The organism is Microbacterium sp. TPD7012, assembly GCF_003075395.1.
GTDB lineage: Bacteria > Actinomycetota > Actinomycetes > Actinomycetales > Microbacteriaceae > Microbacterium.
In genome coordinates this window covers 52,696-72,090 of record NZ_QDFV01000001.1, presented here as the reverse complement: position 1 = coordinate 72,090, position 19,395 = coordinate 52,696, and the positions used below count along the sequence as shown (strand labels likewise).

At 68.8% G+C, this 19,395-nt stretch carries 19 protein-coding genes; 9 read left to right on the top strand and 10 right to left on the bottom strand.

Translation table 11 applies throughout. The features are described 5' to 3' along the window. Positions 1-3: 3 nt before the first annotated feature. The 4 genes from DC434_RS00345 to DC434_RS00330 all read right to left on the bottom strand — a co-directional run bounded on the left by DC434_RS00345 (position 4) and on the right by DC434_RS00330 (position 4,326). Positions 4-873 carry a carbohydrate ABC transporter permease gene (locus DC434_RS00345; protein WP_243408734.1) on the bottom strand — a complete coding sequence of 290 codons (870 nt, stop codon included), beginning with the start codon at positions 871-873 and terminating at the stop codon, positions 4-6. Continuing rightward, positions 870-1,826, bottom strand: a complete 957-nt coding sequence (locus tag DC434_RS00340) for a sugar ABC transporter permease (RefSeq protein ID WP_116633303.1) — start codon at positions 1,824-1,826, stop codon at positions 870-872. Before DC434_RS00340 ends, DC434_RS00345 begins: the two co-directional genes overlap by 4 nt. 64 nt (positions 1,827-1,890) lie before the next feature. Further along, the gene (locus DC434_RS00335; RefSeq protein ID WP_207769859.1) at positions 1,891-3,153 is read right to left on the bottom strand and encodes an ABC transporter substrate-binding protein; all 1,263 of its coding nucleotides are present in this window, start codon (positions 3,151-3,153) and stop codon (positions 1,891-1,893) included. 138 nt (positions 3,154-3,291) lie between these two features. Continuing rightward, entirely contained in the window at positions 3,292-4,326 is a 1,035-nt protein-coding gene (locus DC434_RS00330; RefSeq protein ID WP_116633301.1) for a LacI family DNA-binding transcriptional regulator, read from the bottom strand. Between the two features lie 79 nt (positions 4,327-4,405). Here DC434_RS00330 and DC434_RS00325 point away from each other — a divergent pair, with 79 nt between their 5' ends. The 8 genes from DC434_RS00325 to DC434_RS00290 all read left to right on the top strand — a co-directional run bounded on the left by DC434_RS00325 (position 4,406) and on the right by DC434_RS00290 (position 12,064). Then, positions 4,406-5,137: an alpha/beta hydrolase gene (locus DC434_RS00325; protein ID WP_116633300.1), complete on the top strand. Its 732-nt coding sequence runs from the start codon at positions 4,406-4,408 to the stop codon at positions 5,135-5,137. Positions 5,138-5,176: 39 nt separating this feature from the next. After that, the gene (locus DC434_RS00320; protein WP_116633299.1) at positions 5,177-5,743 is read left to right on the top strand and encodes a DUF1508 domain-containing protein; all 567 of its coding nucleotides are present in this window, start codon (positions 5,177-5,179) and stop codon (positions 5,741-5,743) included. A gap of 61 nt (positions 5,744-5,804) precedes the next feature. Then, positions 5,805-6,272, top strand: coding sequence for a heme-degrading domain-containing protein (locus tag DC434_RS00315; protein WP_116633298.1), 468 nt, complete (start codon positions 5,805-5,807; stop codon positions 6,270-6,272). Between the two features lie 92 nt (positions 6,273-6,364). After that, positions 6,365-6,832: a hypothetical protein gene (locus DC434_RS00310; protein WP_116633297.1), complete on the top strand. Its 468-nt coding sequence runs from the start codon at positions 6,365-6,367 to the stop codon at positions 6,830-6,832. Positions 6,833-6,918: 86 nt separating this feature from the next. Continuing rightward, positions 6,919-7,719 carry a siderophore-interacting protein gene (locus DC434_RS00305; RefSeq protein WP_116633296.1) on the top strand — a complete coding sequence of 267 codons (801 nt, stop codon included), beginning with the start codon at positions 6,919-6,921 and terminating at the stop codon, positions 7,717-7,719. 129 nt (positions 7,720-7,848) lie between these two features. Next, on the top strand, positions 7,849-8,838 hold the full coding sequence (locus DC434_RS00300) for an aldo/keto reductase (protein ID WP_116633295.1): 990 nt from the start codon (positions 7,849-7,851) through the stop codon (positions 8,836-8,838). 94 nt (positions 8,839-8,932) lie between these two features. Continuing rightward, the gene (locus DC434_RS00295) at positions 8,933-9,949 is read left to right on the top strand and encodes a sugar-transfer associated ATP-grasp domain-containing protein (protein WP_116633294.1); all 1,017 of its coding nucleotides are present in this window, start codon (positions 8,933-8,935) and stop codon (positions 9,947-9,949) included. Between the two features lie 39 nt (positions 9,950-9,988). Next, on the top strand, positions 9,989-12,064 hold the full coding sequence (locus DC434_RS00290; protein ID WP_116633293.1) for a DUF2156 domain-containing protein: 2,076 nt from the start codon (positions 9,989-9,991) through the stop codon (positions 12,062-12,064). On the opposite strand, the gene DC434_RS00285 is transcribed toward DC434_RS00290, so the two are convergent. Both DC434_RS00285 and DC434_RS00280 read right to left on the bottom strand, forming a co-directional pair. Next, positions 12,061-13,146: an amidohydrolase family protein gene (locus DC434_RS00285; protein WP_207769858.1), complete on the bottom strand. Its 1,086-nt coding sequence runs from the start codon at positions 13,144-13,146 to the stop codon at positions 12,061-12,063. The genes DC434_RS00290 and DC434_RS00285 overlap by 4 nt on opposite strands. 86 nt (positions 13,147-13,232) lie before the next feature. Next, positions 13,233-14,468 (bottom strand): cation:proton antiporter, encoded by a 1,236-nt coding sequence (locus DC434_RS00280; RefSeq protein WP_207769857.1) that lies wholly within the window; start codon positions 14,466-14,468, stop codon positions 13,233-13,235. A 268-nt stretch (positions 14,469-14,736) separates the two neighbouring features. Here DC434_RS00280 and DC434_RS00270 point away from each other — a divergent pair, with 268 nt between their 5' ends. Next, a complete protein-coding gene (locus DC434_RS00270) occupies positions 14,737-15,048 on the top strand; it encodes a hypothetical protein (RefSeq protein ID WP_116633291.1) in 312 nt (103 codons plus the stop codon). Positions 15,049-15,084: 36 nt separating this feature from the next. On the opposite strand, the gene DC434_RS00265 is transcribed toward DC434_RS00270, so the two are convergent. From DC434_RS00265 to DC434_RS00250, 4 genes are all read right to left on the bottom strand, one after another. Continuing rightward, entirely contained in the window at positions 15,085-16,038 is a 954-nt protein-coding gene (locus DC434_RS00265) for a sugar kinase (protein WP_116633290.1), read from the bottom strand. Continuing rightward, entirely contained in the window at positions 16,035-16,679 is a 645-nt protein-coding gene (locus DC434_RS00260; RefSeq protein WP_116633289.1) for a bifunctional 4-hydroxy-2-oxoglutarate aldolase/2-dehydro-3-deoxy-phosphogluconate aldolase, read from the bottom strand. Before DC434_RS00260 ends, DC434_RS00265 begins: the two co-directional genes overlap by 4 nt. Beyond that, positions 16,669-17,895: a D-mannonate dehydratase ManD gene (gene manD / locus DC434_RS00255; protein WP_116633288.1), complete on the bottom strand. Its 1,227-nt coding sequence runs from the start codon at positions 17,893-17,895 to the stop codon at positions 16,669-16,671. Before manD ends, DC434_RS00260 begins: the two co-directional genes overlap by 11 nt. A gap of 72 nt (positions 17,896-17,967) precedes the next feature. Continuing rightward, on the bottom strand, positions 17,968-19,362 hold the full coding sequence (locus DC434_RS00250; protein ID WP_116633287.1) for an MFS transporter: 1,395 nt from the start codon (positions 19,360-19,362) through the stop codon (positions 17,968-17,970). Positions 19,363-19,395: the final 33 nt, after the last annotated feature.

The following is a 19,395-nucleotide window of genomic DNA, read 5'->3' as shown; positions in this document are numbered from 1 at the left end:
ATGTCACTTCAGTCCGGTCGAGGCGATGCTTTCGACGAAGCGTCGCTGAATGAGCAGGAAGACGATGGCGAGCGGCAGGACGGCTATCAGCGAGCCGGCCATCATGACCCCCTGCGGAATGATGCCGCCGGGGCCGGTGAGGAGGGTGAGACCGGAGGTGACCGTGCCCATCTCGGCATCCGTCGTGAACACCAGCGGCCAGAGGAGGTCGTTCCAGTTGTTCACGAAGATGTAGATCCCGAGCGTCAGCAGTGCAGGCACGGCATTCGGCAGCACGACGCTGCGGAAGATGCGGAACTCACTCGCGCCGTCGATGCGGGCCGCGTTGTCGAGGTCGCGGGGGAGGGAGAGGAAGAACTGCCGCAGGAAGAAGATGCCGAAGGCATCGGCGGCACGCGGGGCGATCATCCCCGCGTAGGAGTTCACCCACCCGAGGTCCGACACGAGCTGGTAGATCGGGATCAGCGTCGCCTGGAACGGGATCATCAGGCTGGCGATGATCGCGATCAGGAGCACCCGGCTCCCGCGGAAGTCCAGTCGTGCGAGCGCGTAGGCGGCCAGCGAATCGAACACCAGCGCGAACAGGGTGACACCGCCGGCGAACACGAAGCTGTTCACGATGAGTCGCGCGAACGGCAACTCGGTGAAGATCCGCGTGAAGTTGTCGAGCGTCCAGGATCCGGGGAGAAGAGTGGGCGGGAACGCATTCACCTCGGAGACGGGCTTGAACGCGGTGAAGACGATGATGAGGATCGGGAGCATCACCGCCAGCGTCGCCGCCGCGGCGACGATCAGCAGAGCGACGGATGCCATCCGCCGACGCGTCGCGTGCGGCGAACGACGGGGAGCTGTGAGGGGGGCGACGGCGGTCACGAGGCATCCTGCTCTCGGCGGGAGAAGAAGAGGAACTGCACGAGGCTCAGCACGAGGGTGATGAGCAGCAGGACGTAGGAGAGCGCCGAGGCGAAACCGAGCTCGAGCTTGCGGAAGCCGGACTCGTAGATCTCCATGACGATGGTCTGCGTGCTCCCGTAGGGGCCGCCGCCGGTCATCACGTAGATCTGGTCGAAAGCCTGCAGCGCGGCGATGAGCGCCACGATGAGCACGAATCCGAGGGAGTTGCTGAGCATCGGGAGGGTGATGCTGCGGAACCGCTGCCACGCGCTCGCCCCGTCGACGCGGGCGGCCTCGTACAGGCTTCCGGGGATGTCCTGGAGCCCGGCGAGGAAGATCACCATGTAGAAGCCGAAGCTCTTCCACACCGCGACCAGCACGACCGTGGGCATCGCCAGTACGGGATCCTGCAGGACGTTCCCCAACTGGATGCCGAATCCCCGCAGCCAGTGGTTGAGCAGGCCGATCTGGGGGTCGAGCAGATAGGACCAGGCGAACGCGGCGACGGCGAGCGAGACGATGAACGGCAGGAAGAGCATGGTGCGGAACACCCCGCGACCGGGGAGGAGCCGGTTGTTCAGGAGCAGCGCGAAGGACAGCGCCAGCACCACGACCAGCGGGGTGAAGAGCAGTGCGTAGAGGGCGGTGTTGCCCATCGCGCCGAGCACGCCGGAGTCGGTGAAGACGTCGACGTAGTTCTGTAGTCCGACCCACTCCTCATCACCGAAGCCGCTCGCGTCGGTGAAGGACAGCCGCAGCGCGGAGACCATCGGCCAGGCGACGAACACCGTGAGGATGATGATCGCGGGAAGGAGGAACGCGATCACCGTCAAGCGGTAGCTTCGGCTGCGGCGGAGAGGCGTCCGTCCGCCCAGCGGTGCAGGCGGGCGGTACGAGCGGCGGGTGGGAGGCACGGTGGCCTGCGTCGTCATCGGCGCTGCTTTCTGGAGAGGGCCCGTGGGAAGGACGCCGTGGACGCCCCTCCCACGGACGGGATCACTTGAGGGCCTGCTGGATCTCGCTCTGTGCGGCGGAGAGCAGCTCCTCGATGTCGCCGCCGGCGACCGCCTTCTGCGTGAGCGTGTCGATCGCGGCGAGCACGTCGACGCTGTTGACCACGCCCGGCAGCAGAGCGCGACCGGTCGGGGCGATCTCGGTCAGCGAGACGACGACGGGGTTCGACTCGACGGACTCCAGCGGGATGTCGGTGCGCAGCGGCGGCCACCCCGACGCGAGCGACCACTCGGTCGCCACGTCGTCCTGGAAGAAATAGGAGAAGAAGGCTTCGGCACCGGCGACCTGTGCGTCGTCCGCCTGTTCGGTGATGCCCATGGCCACCCCGATGGCCGAAGCGGCCTGGTCGTCGGGACCGGCGGGAATCGCCGCGATGCCGTAGTCGATGTCGTTGTCGGCCGAGATGAACGACATCCAGGGACCGCCGACGTGCATCGCCGCCTTGCCGGAGCTGAAGAGCTCGTCGGCGCCGATGCCGTCCAGTCCGGTCGGGGAGATCTTGTCGTTCGTGATGGCATCGACCCAGTACGCGAGCGAGTCGGCGTTCTCCTTCGAATCGATGACCGCGTCGGTGGAGCCGTCGACGATGCCGCCACCGCCGCTGAGCAGGAGGCTCGGCCACAGTCCGTTCGCCACGGTCGCGTGGTCGGGAAGCGCCAGGCCGTACTGCTCGGGCGTTCCATCGCCGTTCTCGTCGACGGTGAGCGCTTTCGCGGCGTCGACCCAGGCGTCCCAGGTGGTCGGGAACTCGTCGATGCCCGCCGCCGTGAAGAGTGCCTTGTTGTAGAACACGGACAGCGGGACGAAGCCCGTCGGCACGCCGTACGGCGCCCCGTCGACCGTCACCATCTCGACGGACTGCTCGACGAGTTCGGAGGTGTTGCTCTCCGCTGAGCCGTAGAAGTCGGTCAGGTCGACGAAGGCACCGCGGTCGGCGTACACCGGCATCCGCTCGGCAGGCATCGCCACGATGTCCGGACCCTCGTCGGAGGACAGGGCTGGGAGCAGGGTGTCGTCGATGACCGCCCACGTCTTCGTCTCGGTCTCGATGACGTAGTCGTCCTGGGACGCATTGAAGTCGGCCACGATCTGATCGAGGACTTCGCCGTCGGCCTCGGTGTAGCCGTGCCAGAACGTGAGGGTGGTCGTGCCTTCCGGGTCTTCGTCCGCCGGGGCGGAGCATCCGGCCAGGGCGAGAGCGGTCGCGCTCACCGCTGCAGCGGCCATGATCGTTCGTCTCATCATCTTCGATGCCCTTCTTGTGACTGCATTGTCGGGTTCGGCTCGATGCCGTGGTGCTCAGGGTTTACAACGTTGGAGGTAAACGTTGTAAATGGATGATCGCTCCTCGCGGGACCGATGTCAAGTGCTAGCGCGGAGTGCTCAGTGACGAGGCACGGTCGACTCGCGCTCGACGAGGGTGAAGTCGGTGAAGACCTCCCGGGGAGGTCCGGCATCCGCGCCGCCGATCCGCGATGCGAGGAGCTCGACGGCCGTCCGAGCGATCTCGGAGCGTCCAGGGTTGATCGTCGAGAGCGCCGGCAGGCTGTAGCGCGTCTCGTCCAGGTCGTCGAAGCCGATCACGGCGACGTCGTCGGGTACGCGGATGCCGCGCTCGAGAAGGACCCGGAGTGCGCCGAGTGCCAGCGAGTCGTTGAATGCGACGATGCCGTCGAACGCCACGCCCGCGTCGAGCACCGCGCGCATCGCCTCTGCGCCGTCGGCACGGTGCCAGAGGTCGACGGGGATCACGAGCGCCGCGTCGAAGGGGACGGCCGCGTTCTCGAGGGCATCGGCATACCCGCGCAGGCGCAGGCTCGGAGAGCCCATCTCCTCGCTGGGGTGCGACCCGAGAGCGAGGATGCGGCGTCGGCCGAGGTCGAGCAGGTGGGCGGTGGCTGCCTGCGCGCCCTCAGTGTTCCGCATCGTGACGTGATCGCGCGAGGAGTCGAAGATGCGCTCACCGAGCAGCACCAGGGGGACGGGGACGCGCTCGAGCAGGGCGGCATCCCCCGGCTCGAGGGTCAGGACGGAGTGCAGGATGCCGTCGAGCCCGCGCAGGTGGGCGTTCCGCAGGGCCGCGAGCTCGCTCTCGCGGTCGAGGTCGAACTGCTCGATGAGTACGGAGAACCCCCGCTCGCGTGCCGCGCGCATCACGTCATCCGCCAGTTCGGCGAAGTAGGGGTTGCGCAGGTCGGGGACGATCAGCCCGATCATGTCGGTGCGCCCTGAGCGCAGGCTCCTGGCCGCACGGTTGGGCTGGTAGTTCAGCTGGGCGATCGCCGCCTCGACCCGTTCGCGGGTCTCGGGGCGAATGTGCGGGTATCCGTGGATGACGTTGGAGACCGTCTTGATCGACACGCCCGCCGCCCTCGCGACGTCGTGCAGAGTCGCCGTCGTCTCTGCCCCTGGTTTCATTCTGGGCACTCTACAACGTTTCCCTTCGCTCTCGGACGGGCCTGTACCGGCGCCGAGCGGGCGGGGAAGAATGACTCCCATGCGCCTCCACTCCACCACCACCGGATCCGGCGAACGCCACGTCGGACTGATCCATGGGCTCGGCGGCGCGGGAGCGACGTGGCAGCCGCTCATCGACCGGATGCGGACCACCGGCCGCTACACCGTCACCACGCTCGACCTCCGTGGGCACGGCGAGAGCGACCGCGCGCCGTCGTACACGCTCGACGACCTCGCGGGCGATGTCGTCGAAGCCCTCCCGACCGGACTCCACAGCGTCGTCGGTCATTCGCTCGGGGGAGCGGTGCTCGTGCGCGCCGTCGCGCGCCTCCAGCCCGAGCGCGCGATCTACCTCGACCCGGGGTTCGAACTCTCGCTCCCCACGACCGGGTTCAAGGGCCGCGCATTCTGGGCCGTGCCGCCGCTCTCGCTCGGCGTCATGGGTCTGCTTCAGGCGCGGCGGAGCGCGCCCCAACGCGCGGCCTTGGATCCGAGCATCCGCGAAATCATGAAGCAGGCGCAGCAGCAGTTCGACGCCAAGATGGCGATCGGGATCTTCCGCGAGGTGGCGTTCCACCCGATCGCGATCGCCCCGCCCGCCGTGCCGTCGACGATCGTCCTCTCCGACGAGTCACCGGCCGTCCTGTCCGACGCCATGGCCACAGCGCTCGAAGGCGAGGGATGGGACATCCGCCGTCTCGCCGGCATCCATCACGACATGCATCTGGAGGATCCGGATCGCACCTTCGCGGCGATCGAGGACGTGCTCTGAGGCCTTCGTCCGCGCGTCCGGCGACAGTAGGGTGGCCGTGTGACCGATTCGGAGGCGACGCTCATCGCAGCGGTGATCGCTGCGGTCGTGGCCGGTGGCGGACTCGTCTGGTCGGTCATCGCCTTCCTCCTCACCCGTCGGAACCAGCAGGCGACCGATGCCCGCGCGCAGTGGTCGCAGCGATTCGAGCAGGCGTACGCACTGGCGCTGAGCACGGATGCCAGGGAAGCCCGCACCGGGCTGATGCTGATCGAGGCGCTGACGAAGGAGCAGTGGGTGACCGATGAGGACCGTGCGACGGCCGTGAGCGTTCTCTCGTCGCTCTCGCCGGGTGCGGATGCCGATACGGCGGAGCGGCTGCGCACCAGCATCCTCGGCGACATCGGGAATCGTGAGGTCGCGGCGGAACTCGCCCAGGCATCCGACGGGCCTCGAGGGCGCTTCGAGATCTCTCAGGATGCTGCGGGCGCGTACCGCTGGCGGCTGCGGGCCGCCAGCGGAGAGATCGTCGCGACAGGAGAAGGTGCGTCGACCAGGGTCGAGGCGCTCCGCTCACTCGAGCAGGCCCGCCGCGCGCTCGGTGGTGGGACCGCGGTCGACGAGTGAGCTCTGGCGCGGCGCGAGACGCACAGCCCGAGACGCCGGAGCGTGGTGAGAGGATCGGACCATGACCGACGATAGATGGCTGGCACGGCTCGAAGCCGAGCACCTCGCCCTCGACCTTCCCCGATTCGACCGGCGCGATGCGTGGCGACTCGGCAGTTCGATCGCGGAGCGCGCGCTCGCCGCAGGGCATCCGGTGGCGATCGATGTGCGCACGGCATCCGGCATCCTCTTCCATGCGTCGATGCCGGGCGCGACGGCCGACAACGACGAGTGGGTGCGGCGGAAGGCCGCGACGGCGTTCCGCTTTGAGACGAGCACGGCACTGCTGGAGGCCCGCGTCGCCGCCGGTGGACGCGACATGTTCGAGCCGGGATGGCTGGACCCCGCCGAGTACGCCGTCGCCGGCGGAGCGGTTCCCGTCCGGGTGACCGGCGTCGGTGTCGTGGCCGTCGCGACGGTCTCCGGCCTGCCCTCGGCCGATGATCACGACCTGGTCGTGCAGGCGCTGAAGGAGCTGCAGCAGGGGTAGTCGTGTCCCCCGAAGACCCGACAGACACGACGGGGCGCGCGACCGTACGCTCTCCCTGGTGCGGCTGCGAAGGTCGCGAGGGGACAGGACGGATGAAGGCGGTTCACGCGGGCGCGGTCGCGGTGCTCCTCGCGGCGAGTGCGCTCGTCGCCTGCGCGCCGCTGACCCCGGATCCGGCATCCGCACCGTCCGCGAGTCCGAGTTCCCCGCCGACCGCGACAGCATCCGCTCCCCCGACATCGAACGTGCTGACGGTCTCGATCCCCCGGGATGAGAATCTCGTCGGCGAGCTCCCCGCGATGCGAGGCTCGGCGCAGGCCGGACCCTTCGACAACCCGACGGGGCGGGTGGCTCTGTACATCCGGTGCGTCGGCGAGGGAGACGTCGTGGTCGAGATCATCGGGGCCGCCGCAGTGACGCAGGCATGCCAGGGCGATCCGGACGATCCGGGGTCGCGGAACATGCTCGACGTCGGAGCGAACGAGGACATCGTGATCACCGGCTCGGCCGAGAGCACCGCTCTCTGGACCGTCGCGGTGACATCGATTCCGAATTCCTGAGTCCGAGCATCGAGCCTGAGGCGACCCCGCCCCGGTCGGAGCCGGGCAGACTGGGATCGACGACTCGCCATGAATCCGGAGACCCGATGACACAAGAGCAGCCGCGCCGCGCACCCGAACAGGCCGTCCTCACGGTTCAGCAGGTGGAGCAGGTGAGCCCCGACCTGATCCGGATCACGGCCGGCGGCGACGGGTACGCCGCGTTCCGCGACAACGACTCGACCGACAAGTACGTCAAGATCCTGTTCGCCGATCCGGCTCACGGGCTGACGCCTCCGTACGATCTGGCGCAGCTGCGGGAGGAGAGCCCGGAGAAGCTCCCGACGCGGCGGACGTACACGATCCGCTCGGCCGATCCCGTCGCGCAGCGCCTCGTCATCGACTTCGTCGTGCACGGCGACGAGGGTGTTGCAGGACCCTGGGCGCGCGCAGCGCAGCCCGGAGACGTGCTCGTGGTGAGCGGCGCCGGCGGCGGCTACCGCCCGGATCCGACGGCACCCTGGCACCTGCTGGTGGGGGATCACACGGCCCTGCCCGCGATCTCCTCCGCCGTCGAAGCGATGGATGCCGGGGCTCGGGGCCACGTGCTGCTCTCGGTCGCCGATCCTGCAGACCGCGTCCTTCCCGCGCCGCCGGCGGGGCTGACGGTGACCTGGATGCAGACCGACGACGAGCTTCTCGCAGCGCTCGTCGACCTTCCCTGGGCCGACGGCCACCCGCATGTCTTCGCCCACGGAGAGCGCGGGGCCATCAAGGAGGTGCGCGCGATTCTGAAGCAGCGCGAGGTTCCGCGTGAATCCCTGTCGATCTCGGCGTACTGGGCCCGGGGCCGCGCCGAGGATCAGTTCCAGGCCGAGAAGCGCGAGCCGATCGGTCAGATCGAGTAGACGCGTCCTTCCCGTCGAGCGGCCCCTCTGTGTGCGAGCGGCGCCCTTGCGGGAAGGGGCCGGGTCGGCACGGTCGCGGAACGTGCAAGGCTGGAACGACACGCGCTGACGACAGAGGAGAGAAGACGGATGCTGGAGACGACCGACAACGTACGGCTGGGGAACACCGGACTCCGCATCTCGCCGGTTGTGCTGGGCTGCATGAGCTTCGGCGCGCCCGACCGCGGCACCCACCGCTGGTCGCTCGATGAGGAGACCAGCCGTCCCCTCATACGGCAGGCGCTCGAAGCCGGCATCACGACGTTCGACACGGCCGACGTGTACTCCGACGGCACGAGCGAGGAGTTCGTCGGCCGCGCGCTCGCCGATTTCGCCCAGCGCGACCAGGTCGTGATCGCCACGAAGGTCCACGGCCGCATGGGGCAGGGCGCGAACCAGGCCGGGCTCAGCCGCGCGCACATCCTCTCCGGCATCGACGCCAGCCTGCGGCGGCTCGGCACCGACTTCGTCGACGTCTACCAGATCCACCGCTGGGACCCGGAGACGCCGATCGAGGAGACCATGGAGGCGCTCCACGACGTCGTGCGCTCCGGGAAGGCGCGCTACATCGGCGCCTCGTCGATGTGGACCTGGCAGTTCGCGAAGGCACAGCACGTCGCCGTGAAGAACGGGTGGACGCCGTTCGTCTCGATGCAGGACCAGTACAACCTGCTGCAGCGCGAGGAGGAGCGCGAGATGCACCCGTACTGCCTCGACTCCGGCGTCGGCGTGCTCCCCTGGTCGCCGCTCGCGCGGGGTCGCGTCACCCGCGACTGGGAGGAGACGACCGCTCGTACGGCGACCGACGAGTTCGGCGCGACCCTGTATCGCCGAGAAGAGGAGTCGAACCGGGCCATCGTGGATGCCGTCGGCCGCGTGGCCGCGGAGCGCGGCGTCTCGCGCGCGCAGATCGCCCTCGCCTGGGTCGCACAGCAGTCGGCCGTCACCGCGCCGATCGTCGGCGCCACCCGTGCGCAGCACATCGAGGATGCCGTCGCCTCCACCGGCATCCGTCTGGAATCCGCCGAGCTGGCGCAGCTCGAGAGCGCCTACACGCCGCGGGAGCCGGAGGGCTTCTGAGCCCCTGCGCCCCGAGCACTCGCGGCCCTCGGGGTCCCAGGGTCGCCGTTCGCGCCCCCCGTAGACTGGTCGGGACCCCTACCCTCGGAGCCTCATGTCACGTCTTTCCCTCGGGACCCGCATCCACTATCTGCTGGGACGCGCGCGTCGCATCGACATCGGATCGGTGATGGAGCGGGCCAAGGAGGCCTCGAAGCAGCACCACAAGGCGGTGCCGGTCATCGTCGTCGACATGCTGTGGTCGGCCGCTCGGCACAACGTCGGGTTCCAGGACTACATCGACTACGACTTCGCCATGCTCACGAAGGCGGAGCGCGAGACGTACATGACCCACCCCGTCTCCAACCTGCTGTCGCACCGCTACGACCACCCGGACTTCCGCTGGATCTTCCAGGACAAGGTCGCGTTCGACCGGCACTTCGCGCAGCACCTGCACCGCGAGTGGCTGGTCGTGGAGGAGGGCAATGCGGATGCCGTCCGCGAGCTCACCCAGCGCCTCGGCACGATCGTCACCAAGGAGCCGGTCGGCCAGGCGGGGACGGGCGTGCACCGCTACCACGCCGCCGACGTCACGGACTGGGACGACTTCCACCGCGGTCTGCTCGCCCGCGGCGAGCTGCTGATCGAAGAGGTCATCCGTCAGCACGACGACCTGGCGGCCGTCTGCCCCGGCACCGTCAACACCACGCGCGTCACCGCGTTCTTCGACGGCGAGAAGGCGCACATCCTCGCGATGGCCCAGAAGTTCGGTCGCGGCGCGGTGAGCGACCAGATGACGTTCGGCGGCTTCTACACGATGCTCGACGAGAACGGCCACGCGGTCAGCGCCGGCTACGACTCGCACGGCCATGTGCACGAGAACCACCCGGACAGCGGCTTCCGCATCGCCGACTTCCAGCTGCCGTACATGGACGAGGTGCGGGCCTTCATCGACGAGGTCGCGCGCGTCGTGCCGCAGGTGCAGTACGTCGGATGGGACATCGTGGTGTCTCCCGACGGACCCGTCCTCGTGGAGGGGAACTGGGGCGCGGGCGTCTACGAGAACAAGCCCAGCGTCACCGGCATCCGCACCGGGCACAAGCCGCGCTACCGCGAGATCATCGGCTTCTGACCTCGCGGGCGCGCCACCGTCTACCGGTACGCTGAGCGCATGAGCGAGGCCCCCGCGCGCAAGCCCCACCCTGTCGTCTCCGTCGTGCGGCGCATTCCCGCGACCCTGACGATGGTGCTGCTGATCCTCGTCGTGGGGGTCGTCTGGGCGGGGCTGTGGACGTCGTTCGAGGACTCCGCCCTGTTCCGGAACGTGGCGTACGGGCTGCCGAACCTCGCCGAAGGCAAGTGGTGGACGCCGCTGACGGGCACGTTCTTCGTGAACCAGCCGTGGGTGTACATCTTCACCATCACCGGCTTCTGGGGCATGGCCTACGTGGAGTTCCGCCGCGGGTCACGCGTCGCTCTCGCGTACTACTGGATCGGCCAGCTGTTCGCGATCTTCGCCACCGCACTGCTGCTGTTCGCGCTCTCCCAGTTCCCGTGGGCATGGGCGACGACGCAGGCGCAGGCGCTCGACGTGGGAGCATCCGGCGGGACCATGGCCTGCATCGCCGCGGCCGTCGGCCTGTTCCGGCCGCCGTGGCGGGTGCGCGGGTGGCTGATCCTGCTCGGATTCGTGTTCATCGCGATGCTGTTCTGGGGCAAGGTCGCCGACCTCGAGCATCTGCTCGCCGTGCTGCTGATCCTGGTCGTCGACCGGTCGATGCGCGTGCGGCACACGACCGTGCGCGAGCAGAGACTGATCGCCGTGGTCGCGCTGCTCGTGCTCGGTGCCGTCGAGATCATCACGACCTTCGTCCCGACCGACGGCCCGTTCGGAGAGACGGAACCGGCATCCGGAGGGTTCATCGACCTGGCGATCGACGTCGTCGTGATCCTCGTGATCGCGAACGGCCTGCGCCGCGGACGGCGGTTCGCCTGGGTGCTCGCGCTGCTGCTGGGCATCTTCAACGTGCTGGTCGCGGCTCTCGTGCTCACCCTCATCACCGTGTTCAGCCAGGCTCAGCTCGACCTGCGCTGGGACGGCGAGACCGAGCTCGCCCTCGCGAGCGGATTCCTCTGGTTGATCATGCTGGGGTACCTGGTGTGGGTGCGCCGCGCGTTCCGTGCGAAGCGACGCTCGACCCTGGGAGCCCAGCCAGCCCCGACCCTCGACGACGTGAAGAAGGAGCTGCGCACGCACGGCGGCGGCACGCTGTCGTGGATGACGACCTGGGAGGGCAACAGCTACGCGCGCGTGCCCGGCGGCGTGGTCGCCTACCAGCGCCGCAACGGGGTCGCCCTCGCGCTCGCGGATCCGATCGGCCCCGCTGCGGAACGAGCGGATGCCGTCGCCGGCTTCATCAGCGCCGCCGAGCACGCGGGTCTCGTGCCCTGCTTCTTCAGCGCCGACGCAGCGACGCTCGCCGCGGTGCCGTCGACGTGGCGGAGCATCGTCGTGGCCGATGACACCATCGTCGACCTCGCCGGCCTCGAGTTCACCGGCAAGCGCTGGAACTCGGTGCGGTCCTCGCTCAACCGTGCCGGCCGCGAGGAGATGACGTTCAAGATGACGCAGCTCAAGGCCGAGTCATGGGGCGTGCAGCAGCAGCTGCGCGCGATCTCGGAGGCCTGGGTCGGAGACAAGGACCTGCCCGAGATGCGCTTCACGCTCGGCACGCTCGATGAGGCGGAGGACCCGGAGGTGCGGCTGGCCCTGGCTCTCGCGCCGAACGGGGATGTGGACGGATTCCTGTCCTGGCTTCCGGTCTACGGCGACGAGGGCGTCGTGCGCGGCTGGACCCTCGACCTCATGCGACGACGAGACGGCGGCTTCGGCCCGGTGATGGAGTACCTCATCGGCTCCTCGGCCCGGCAGTTCTCGGAGGAGGGGGCCGAGATCATGTCGCTCTCGGGTGCTCCGCTCGCGCACGACTATCCGCCGGATGCCGGAGTGATCGCCGCGCTGAGCGACAAGCTCGCCGAGGCGCTGGAGCCCGTCTACGGCTTCGGCTCGCTGCACCGGTTCAAGCAGAAGTTCCACCCGCGCTACGAGACCATGTACCTGCTGTTCCGCGACGAGAGCGACCTCACCCGCATCGGCGGCGCGCTCACGCGGGCCTTCCTGCCCGATGCGACCCTGCGGCAGTTCGCCGGGGCCGGGCTCGAACTCGTCCGTGGCGGCAAGGACTAGGAGCCGGCGGCCGCGGCGTCGATCCCGAACACCCGGACGGCATTGCGGTAGTACACCTTGTCGATGACGTCGCGCGGCAGCGCCAGGCCGGGGACGTCGGCATCCAGTGCCGTGACACTCTGGCTCTCGGCCGTCGCCAGATAGCGCCAGTCCGAGGTCCAGATGGCATGCGCGGCGCGGCAGAACCTCACCGGATCGGCGCTCGGGTGGAAGGACAGGTCGGTGCCGTACAGCACCCGATCCTGGTACCGGATGAAGAAGTCCCGAGCGCGCTCACGATCCTGCAGCGACTGGAACTGCAGCTGGCTCATGCGCGAGGACATGTCGACCGTGGCATCCGGGAAGCGGTCGAGGAAGGCGCTCAGCTGATCGACGTCGTGCTCCAGGCTGCCCAGGTGCGCGCCGACGAAGCGCAGTCCCGGCAGCGCGGTGAGGAAGCGGTCGCGCATGGCGATCAGCTCGTCGTGGCCGGGCAGATCGGGATGCAGGTACATGTGGTACTGGGGCCGACGGCTGAAGTACCGGCGGTCGTTCTCGGTCGTCATCTGCTCCAGCGGCAGCCAGCAGTTGTGCGGCTCGCCCTGGTGGCCGATCAGCACCAACCCGAGCTCGCGCGCCCTTTCCGCGATCGCCACGAGTCCCGGGTGGTCCAGCATGACCAGGCGACCGTCGGGGTCCTCGGCACCCATCCCGATGTCCTTCCAGAACTTCACCGCACGCGCGCCCTCGGCCGTGGCCGTGGCCAGATCGGCGGTCACGTGCTCGGCCCACCCCGGCTCACCGAAGCCGTGCATCGAGAAGGACGTCGACCAGTGCACCTCCGACGGGTAGGCCTCGGCCATCGAGATCGCGATCGCACGCTGATCGGCGATGGGCGTGAAATCCGGCGCGTCGACGTTGATCGTCAACAGCTCGAAACCGTCCTCGAGCGCCAGTTGGACGAGAGCCGGGTCATCGACGTTGATGTGCACGTGGGCGTCGAACTTCCGGACACGAGCGAAGTCCGCCATCCCGTAATGCTCGGAGGTCAGGGTGCGGGGACCCTCGTCCTGACCGGACGGGGATGCGCTGGGAGAGTTCACGCCCCTCATACTGGCAGGAAAGCCGTCGGAGGCGGCGCAAGCGCCGCGCGGGAACATCGGTGACGACGCCCGGCGAAGAGCGGCGGCTAGTGGGCGGCCTCGGCATGCGGCTCAGAGCCGGACTCGTGCGCATGTCTCGAGCGCACGGCCATGGCGAGTCCATGCAGGATCAGGCTTCCGAGCACGACGACCACCATCACGTAGACCGCGATGTCGGCGTCGTCGTCGTTCATCGCGTTGTAGGCGAGCAGGCCGAACACGATCGATGAGGTGCCGCGAGGGCCGAGCAGCCCGAGGCCCATGCGTTCCCGCCACGGCAGACGGCTGCCGAGCAGGGAGATCAGCACCGGGAGGAGACGGACCAGGGTGAGGGCCAGCAGCGCGAACAGGATCCACGTCCACTGGAACCCGATCTCGAGGACCAGGACGCCGACCGCGCCGAAGACGAACCACATGATCAGCGACGTGGTGGTGGCCAGGTCCTCGACCGCGCTCAGCTCTGCGGCGGGGATGTCGGTCTGGCCGTCGGCGCGAGCGTTGCGGCAGAGCTTGTACGCGATGCCCGCGAGGAAGGCGGCGACGAAGCCGTTGCCTCCGAGGGGGGTGGCGATGGCGTAGACGATCAGCGGGACGAGCACCATGACGATCCGGACGCCGCTGGTGCGGGTCCAGCCTCGTCGGACGGACACCCAGACCAGGGCTCCGGATGCGGCCCCGATGACCACGCCGACCAGGAGGGCGATCCCGGCGGCCTCGAGTGCGGCGCCGACGGCGGTTCCGAGGTCCTCGGTGTGGGACTGCGACAGGTACAGCAGGGCGAACGCGAACACCGGAGAGAAGATGCCGTCGTTGTACCCGCTCTCGACGGCGACGGTGTGCCGGACGCGCCGCGGCCATCGCCCGTCGCGCAGCAGATGCGCGGCCGGCGCGAAGTCGATCGGCATCACCACGCAGGCGATGGCCAACGGGACCGCCCAGGACGAGCCGTCCAGGAGCAGCACGCCCAGACCGAACGCCACGACGATGGTGAGGGGCAGGGCGATCCCCAGGAGACGGCCGACGAGACCGCGCTCACCGGCGAGGAATCCGCCGCGCACCTCCGTCGCATCGACGAAAAGCAGCACGGCGAGGATGAGCTCGGCGGTCTTCTCGGCGATGTCGGTGTTCAGGTCGGTTCCGATGTCGGGACCGACCAGCAGGCCCGTGACGATCCCGGCGCACGCCATCGCGACGGGTCCCGACACATGCCAGCGCTCGAGCCGCGCGGCGAGCACCGCCCAGATGAGGATCGCCACCAGGCTCGCGACGATCACCATCAGCATGGTTCTGACGATAGCGGACCCGGGGGATGGACGCGCTTCCCCGCCCGACCTCGCCGTCCTAGTAGTTCTCTGCGGGAACTCTCTCGTACCACCAGAAGGGGTGCGTGAGCACGTGCATGAGGGGCTCCCTGCCGACCCACGAGCCGAAGTGACCCTCACGCCAGCTCATACACCGTGTCCGGCGTGATGATGGCGAGGCTCGCAACGGCAGCGTCGAGCTGCGGAAGAAGCGCGGAGAACGGATCGATGTCTGGCTAGACTCCTCAGCATGACGACGAACCCGCCGAGCGGCTCACGTCGCGGCGTCGCGATCGGCTCCGTGATCGCGGGTGCTCTCGCCACCGTTATGATCATCGCCTTCTGGCTCATCGCGGGCGGTTCCGACGGTCAGGGGCTGTCGACAGGGTCCGTTCTCGCCGTCCTGTTCTTCTACGCGGCGCCCGTCGTCGGCGCGATCGCCGTTCTTCTCGGCATCGTCGCAGCGATCATCTCGCGGTCGAAGCTTCTGGCCGTCGTCGGCATCGTCCTGGGTGTCGTTCCGATCGTGGTCGTCCTCGTGTCGCCGTTCTCTGCGAGCTGAGAAGGATCAGCGAGAAACCTGCCTGCGGTACCTTCTTCAGCGCCGAACCGGGTCCGCGTCGCCGTCGAGGAAGCGCTCCAGGTCGCGCCCCGTCGGTGCTGCTTCCCAGTCCCCGGGCGTGAGGCAGGCCATCGCGCCGCAGGCGTTCGCCCGGTGCAGCGCCGCGTCGACGTCGAGGCCTTCGAGCAGGGCGCTCAGGTAACCCGAGACGAACGCGTCTCCGGCGCCGACGGTGTCGATCGCGTCGATCGTGAAGCCCGACGCCTCGAACGCCGCGTCACGGACGAACGCCGTCGCGCCCGCCGGTCCGCGCTTCAGGACGATGGTCGTGCAGCCGGCATCACGCAGCAGTGCCGCGGCCTCGGGCGGCGCTGCATCCGGGTACAGGATCGAGAACTCGTCCTCGCCGCCGAACACGATGTCGGCGCGCTCCGCGATCTCTCGCAGGATCGGGCCGGCCACGGCCGCCGGAGCCAGCGCGGCTCGGTAGTTGATGTCGAAGCTCACCGGCACGCCGACGGATCGCGCACGGGCGACGGCGGTGAGCACGGCGTCCTGCGCCGTCGACGACAGCAGCGGCGTGATGCCGGTGACGTGCAGCAGCGCGGCCCGCTCGATCCAGCCGTCGGGAAGATCCGATCCGGACACCCGCGATCCGGCGGACCCCGCCCGGTAGTAATGCACGGCGGTCGACGACGCCGACGGCCGCTCTTTCACCATGAGCCCGGTCGGGGCATCCGCATCCACCACGACGCGCACATCGACGCCCTCGGCACGGATCTCTCGCGCGACCCGTTCGCCGAGCGAATCGTCGCCGACGCGTCCGAGCCACGACACGGCGACGCCGAGGCGGGACAGTCCGATCGCGACGTTCGTCTCCGCCCCTCCGACGCCGAGCGCGAGACCGTGGGCGTGACGCAGCGACCCGATCTCGGTCGCGCGCACGAGCGCCATGGTCTCGCCGAGCGTGACGACGGAGCGAGCGGTCACGGCGCGCAGACCTCGACGAACGCCTGGGCCCTGTCGCGCAGCGCGACGAGGTCGCCGCCCGAGAAGGCGTCGCCGAGCAGCGGTCCGCCGACGCTCACCGCGACGGCTCCGGCCGCCAGCCAGACCGATGCGCCCGCCAGGTCGACGCCGCCCGATGGCACCGCGACGAGGTCGGGGAACGGTCCGCGGAGATCCTTCAGGTAGCCGGGTCCCACCTGGCCGGCGGGGAAGATCTTGACGGCCGCCGCGCCCGCCGACCACGAGGCGAACAGCTCGGTCGGTGTGAGCCCTCCGGGGACGATCGCGACACCGGCATCCGTCGCCTGCGCCACGAACGCGGTGGACGTGATCGGCGTCACGAGATAGCTCGCGCCGGCGTCGACCGCTCGGGCGAGGTCGGTGGCGCTCGTCACCGTGCCCACGCCGAGATCGGCGGCGACGCCGTACTGCGCGCGCAGGTGCGGCAGCCGGTCGAAGGTCCCGGGAGTGGTGAGGGTGAGCTCGACGCTGCGGATGCCGGCATCGATCAGCACATCGAGCACGGTGTCGTAGTCCTCGGCACGGTGTGCACGAGCGACGACGACGAGCCGGGAGTCGACCGTGCGCTGCGGCAGGGCGACCCGGCGGACCTCACCAGTCATGGACCGTGCCGTCGAGCAGACGGTTCACCGGCAGGTAGGCCTTGGTGTACTCGTGGCCGGCTGCGGCATCCTCATCGAGCTCCACTCCGAGACCCGGGTTGTCGCCGGGGTGCAGGAAGCCCTTGTCGAACGTGAACGACGTCTGGAAGACCTCGAGCGTCTCGGCGTTGTGCGGCATGTACTCCTGGATGCCGAAGTTGTGGATCGCGAGATCCAGGTGCAGGGCCGCGGCCATGCCCACGGGCGAGATGTCGGTCGGGCCGTGGATGCCGGACTTGATGCCGTAGATCGCGGCGAAGTCGAGCAGCTTCTTCATGGCGGTGATGCCGCCGGTATGGGTGACGGCCGAGCGCACGTAGTCGATCAGGCGCTCGGTGATGAGGGTCTGGTAGTCGAAGACCGAGTTGAAGACCTCACCGATCGCGAGGGGCGTGGTGGAGTGCTGGCGCACCAGGCGCAGGGCGGTCTGGTCTTCACCGGGGGTGCAGTCCTCGAGCCAGAACAGGTCGTAGGGCTCGATGTCCTTCGCGAAGCGTGCGGCCTCGATCGGCGACATGCGGTGGTGTCCGTCGTGCAAGATGCGCAGGTCGGTGCCGAAATCCTCGCGGATCTGCGAGAAGATCCCCGGCATGTGGTTCAGGTAGTTGCGGGTGTCCCAGGTCTCCTCGCTCGGGCGGTCGCCGGAGCGCCTGGCGGGCTCGTAGTCGTAGCGCACGCCGGGGCCGCTCGAGGAGACGCCGTAGATCTGACCGAGTCCGGGAACACCGGTCTGCACGCGCACGGCCGTGTACCCGAGCTCCTCGTAGCCGGTGATCGCGTTCTTCAGGGCGGCGTAGTCGGTGCCGGAGGCGTGTGCGTAGACCCGCACGCCCTCACGGCTGGCTCCGCCGAGCAGCTGGTACAGCGGCATCCCGGCCTTCTTGGCCTTGATGTCCCACAGGGCCAGGTCGACGGCGGCGATCGCGGCCATGGTGACCGGCCCGCGCCGCCAATAGGGTCCGCGGTAGAGGTACTGCCAGGTGTCCTCGATGCGGTCCTCGTCGCGCCCGATCAGCATCGAGGCGACGTGGTCGGCGAGGTAGGAGGCGACAGCGAGCTCGCGGCCGTTCAGGGTGGCGTCGCCGAGCCCGGTGATGCCGTCGGAGGTCGTGATCTTCAGCGTCACGAAGTTGCGGCCGGGGCTGGTGATGTTGACGTCGACGAGCTCGATGGTCATGTCGTTCTCCTGGAGGGGTGCGGGGTGCGGGCGTTCGGGCGCCCGCACCCCTGGTCGGGATGAGCGGTTCGGTCAGATCGCGTCGCGCGGATCGGTCAGATCGCGACCGGCGACCTCCGGCATCCAGATCGCGGCGATGAGCGCGCTCAGCGTGAAGATCATGAGCATGATGATGATCGGGATGAACGAGCCGGTGACGGCCGAGACCCACGCGGCTGCGATGACGGGACCCGCGCCGGTCGCGACGATGGCGGCGATCTCTCGTGCCATGGCCGTGTACGTGTAGCGGTTGCGGGAGCCGAAGAGCTCGGGGAGGGTGAGGTTCTCGAGCGAGGCGAAGCTCATCACGGCGAGGTTGTGCAGCACGACGTAGCCGACGAAGACCTGCACGGTGTCCTTGCTGCTGATCATCAGCACCGTCGGGACGATGACGATGAGCGCGATGACCGCCCAGACGATGTACATGCGCTTGCGGCCGAAGCGGTCGCCGAGCCAGCCCGACAGCGGAACCGTGATGAAGGCGACGAGCGACGAGACGATCACGGCGTTGACGCCGATCGAGCGATCCAGCAGCAGCACGACCGTGATGTAGCTGATGAGGTACGTCTGGATCATGCCGGAGTTGCCGGCCTGCCCGAAGCGGAGCATGAGCGCGATCGCGAACGCCTTGAGGGGCTTGCGCTGCATGGCCTCGAGCGTGCGGACATCGCCGGTCTCGGTGGCGAGCTGGATGGTCTCCGCCTTGGACAGGGCCTTGCCGTCGACGACGTCGTCGCGCTCCTCGAAGACCGGGGTCTCCTTGAGGTTGAAGCGCACCCAGATCGCGAAGAGCATGATGACCGCGCTGCCGATGAAGGGGATGCGCCAGGCCCAGTCGATGACCTCCTGCTCGCTGAATGCGACGAGGAGGATCGCCCAGATGCCGGATGCGAGCAGCGTGCCGCAGTTGGTGCCGAGGGCGACGAGCGACGCGATGATGCCGCGGCGCTTGGCCGGGGCGTACTCGGCGAGCATGACGCCGGCGCCGGAGATCTCCGCACCGGCACCGAAGCCCTGTGCGATGCGCAGCAGCACGAGCAGGATCGGCGCGAGGATGCCCACCTGGTTGTACGTCGGCAGGAATCCGATGAGGGTGGTCGCGAGCCCCATCAGGAGGATCGTGTAGAACAGCACCTTGGTGCGACCGGTCTTGTCGCCGAGGCGCGCGAAGAAGAATGCGCCGACCGGGCGGGCGACGTAGCCGACTCCGTATGTCGCCATGGCCGCGACGACCGCGATGGCGGGGTTCTCGGAGGAGAAGAACAGATCGGCGAAGACGAGGGCGGCCGCCAGCGAGTAGAGCTGGTAGTCCATGAACTCGAGGGCGGTGCCGAGCCAGCCGGAGACGGCGGCGCGGACGAGGTCGCGGACCGACCTCTTCGCGGCGGGGTCGTCGACGGCCTGAGCCGTCGTCTGTGATTCGGACATGTGAGGTACTCCTTCGGACCAGGAACAGGGAGG

Bases quoted from the DNA above. Each gene is read 5' to 3' on its own strand.
- DC434_RS00340 (WP_116633303.1), bottom strand. From the start codon at position 1,826: ATGACGACGCAGGCCACCGTGCCTCCCACCCGCCGCTCGTACCGCCCG.
- DC434_RS00335 (WP_207769859.1), bottom strand. From the start codon at position 3,153: ATGATGAGACGAACGATCATGGCCGCTGCAGCGGTGAGCGCGACCGCT.
- DC434_RS00330 (WP_116633301.1), bottom strand. From the start codon at position 4,326: ATGAAACCAGGGGCAGAGACGACGGCGACTCTGCACGACGTCGCGAGG.
- DC434_RS00325 (WP_116633300.1), top strand. From the start codon at position 4,406: ATGCGCCTCCACTCCACCACCACCGGATCCGGCGAACGCCACGTCGGA.
- DC434_RS00315 (WP_116633298.1), top strand. From the start codon at position 5,805: ATGACCGACGATAGATGGCTGGCACGGCTCGAAGCCGAGCACCTCGCC.
- DC434_RS00310 (WP_116633297.1), top strand. From the start codon at position 6,365: ATGAAGGCGGTTCACGCGGGCGCGGTCGCGGTGCTCCTCGCGGCGAGT.
- DC434_RS00305 (WP_116633296.1), top strand. From the start codon at position 6,919: ATGACACAAGAGCAGCCGCGCCGCGCACCCGAACAGGCCGTCCTCACG.
- DC434_RS00300 (WP_116633295.1), top strand. From the start codon at position 7,849: ATGCTGGAGACGACCGACAACGTACGGCTGGGGAACACCGGACTCCGC.
- DC434_RS00295 (WP_116633294.1), top strand. From the start codon at position 8,933: ATGTCACGTCTTTCCCTCGGGACCCGCATCCACTATCTGCTGGGACGC.
- DC434_RS00290 (WP_116633293.1), top strand. From the start codon at position 9,989: ATGAGCGAGGCCCCCGCGCGCAAGCCCCACCCTGTCGTCTCCGTCGTG.
- DC434_RS00280 (WP_207769857.1), bottom strand. From the start codon at position 14,468: ATGCTGATGGTGATCGTCGCGAGCCTGGTGGCGATCCTCATCTGGGCG.
- DC434_RS00270 (WP_116633291.1), top strand. From the start codon at position 14,737: ATGACGACGAACCCGCCGAGCGGCTCACGTCGCGGCGTCGCGATCGGC.
- DC434_RS00260 (WP_116633289.1), bottom strand. From the start codon at position 16,679: ATGACTGGTGAGGTCCGCCGGGTCGCCCTGCCGCAGCGCACGGTCGAC.
- manD (WP_116633288.1), bottom strand. From the start codon at position 17,895: ATGACCATCGAGCTCGTCGACGTCAACATCACCAGCCCCGGCCGCAAC.
- DC434_RS00250 (WP_116633287.1), bottom strand. From the start codon at position 19,362: ATGTCCGAATCACAGACGACGGCTCAGGCCGTCGACGACCCCGCCGCG.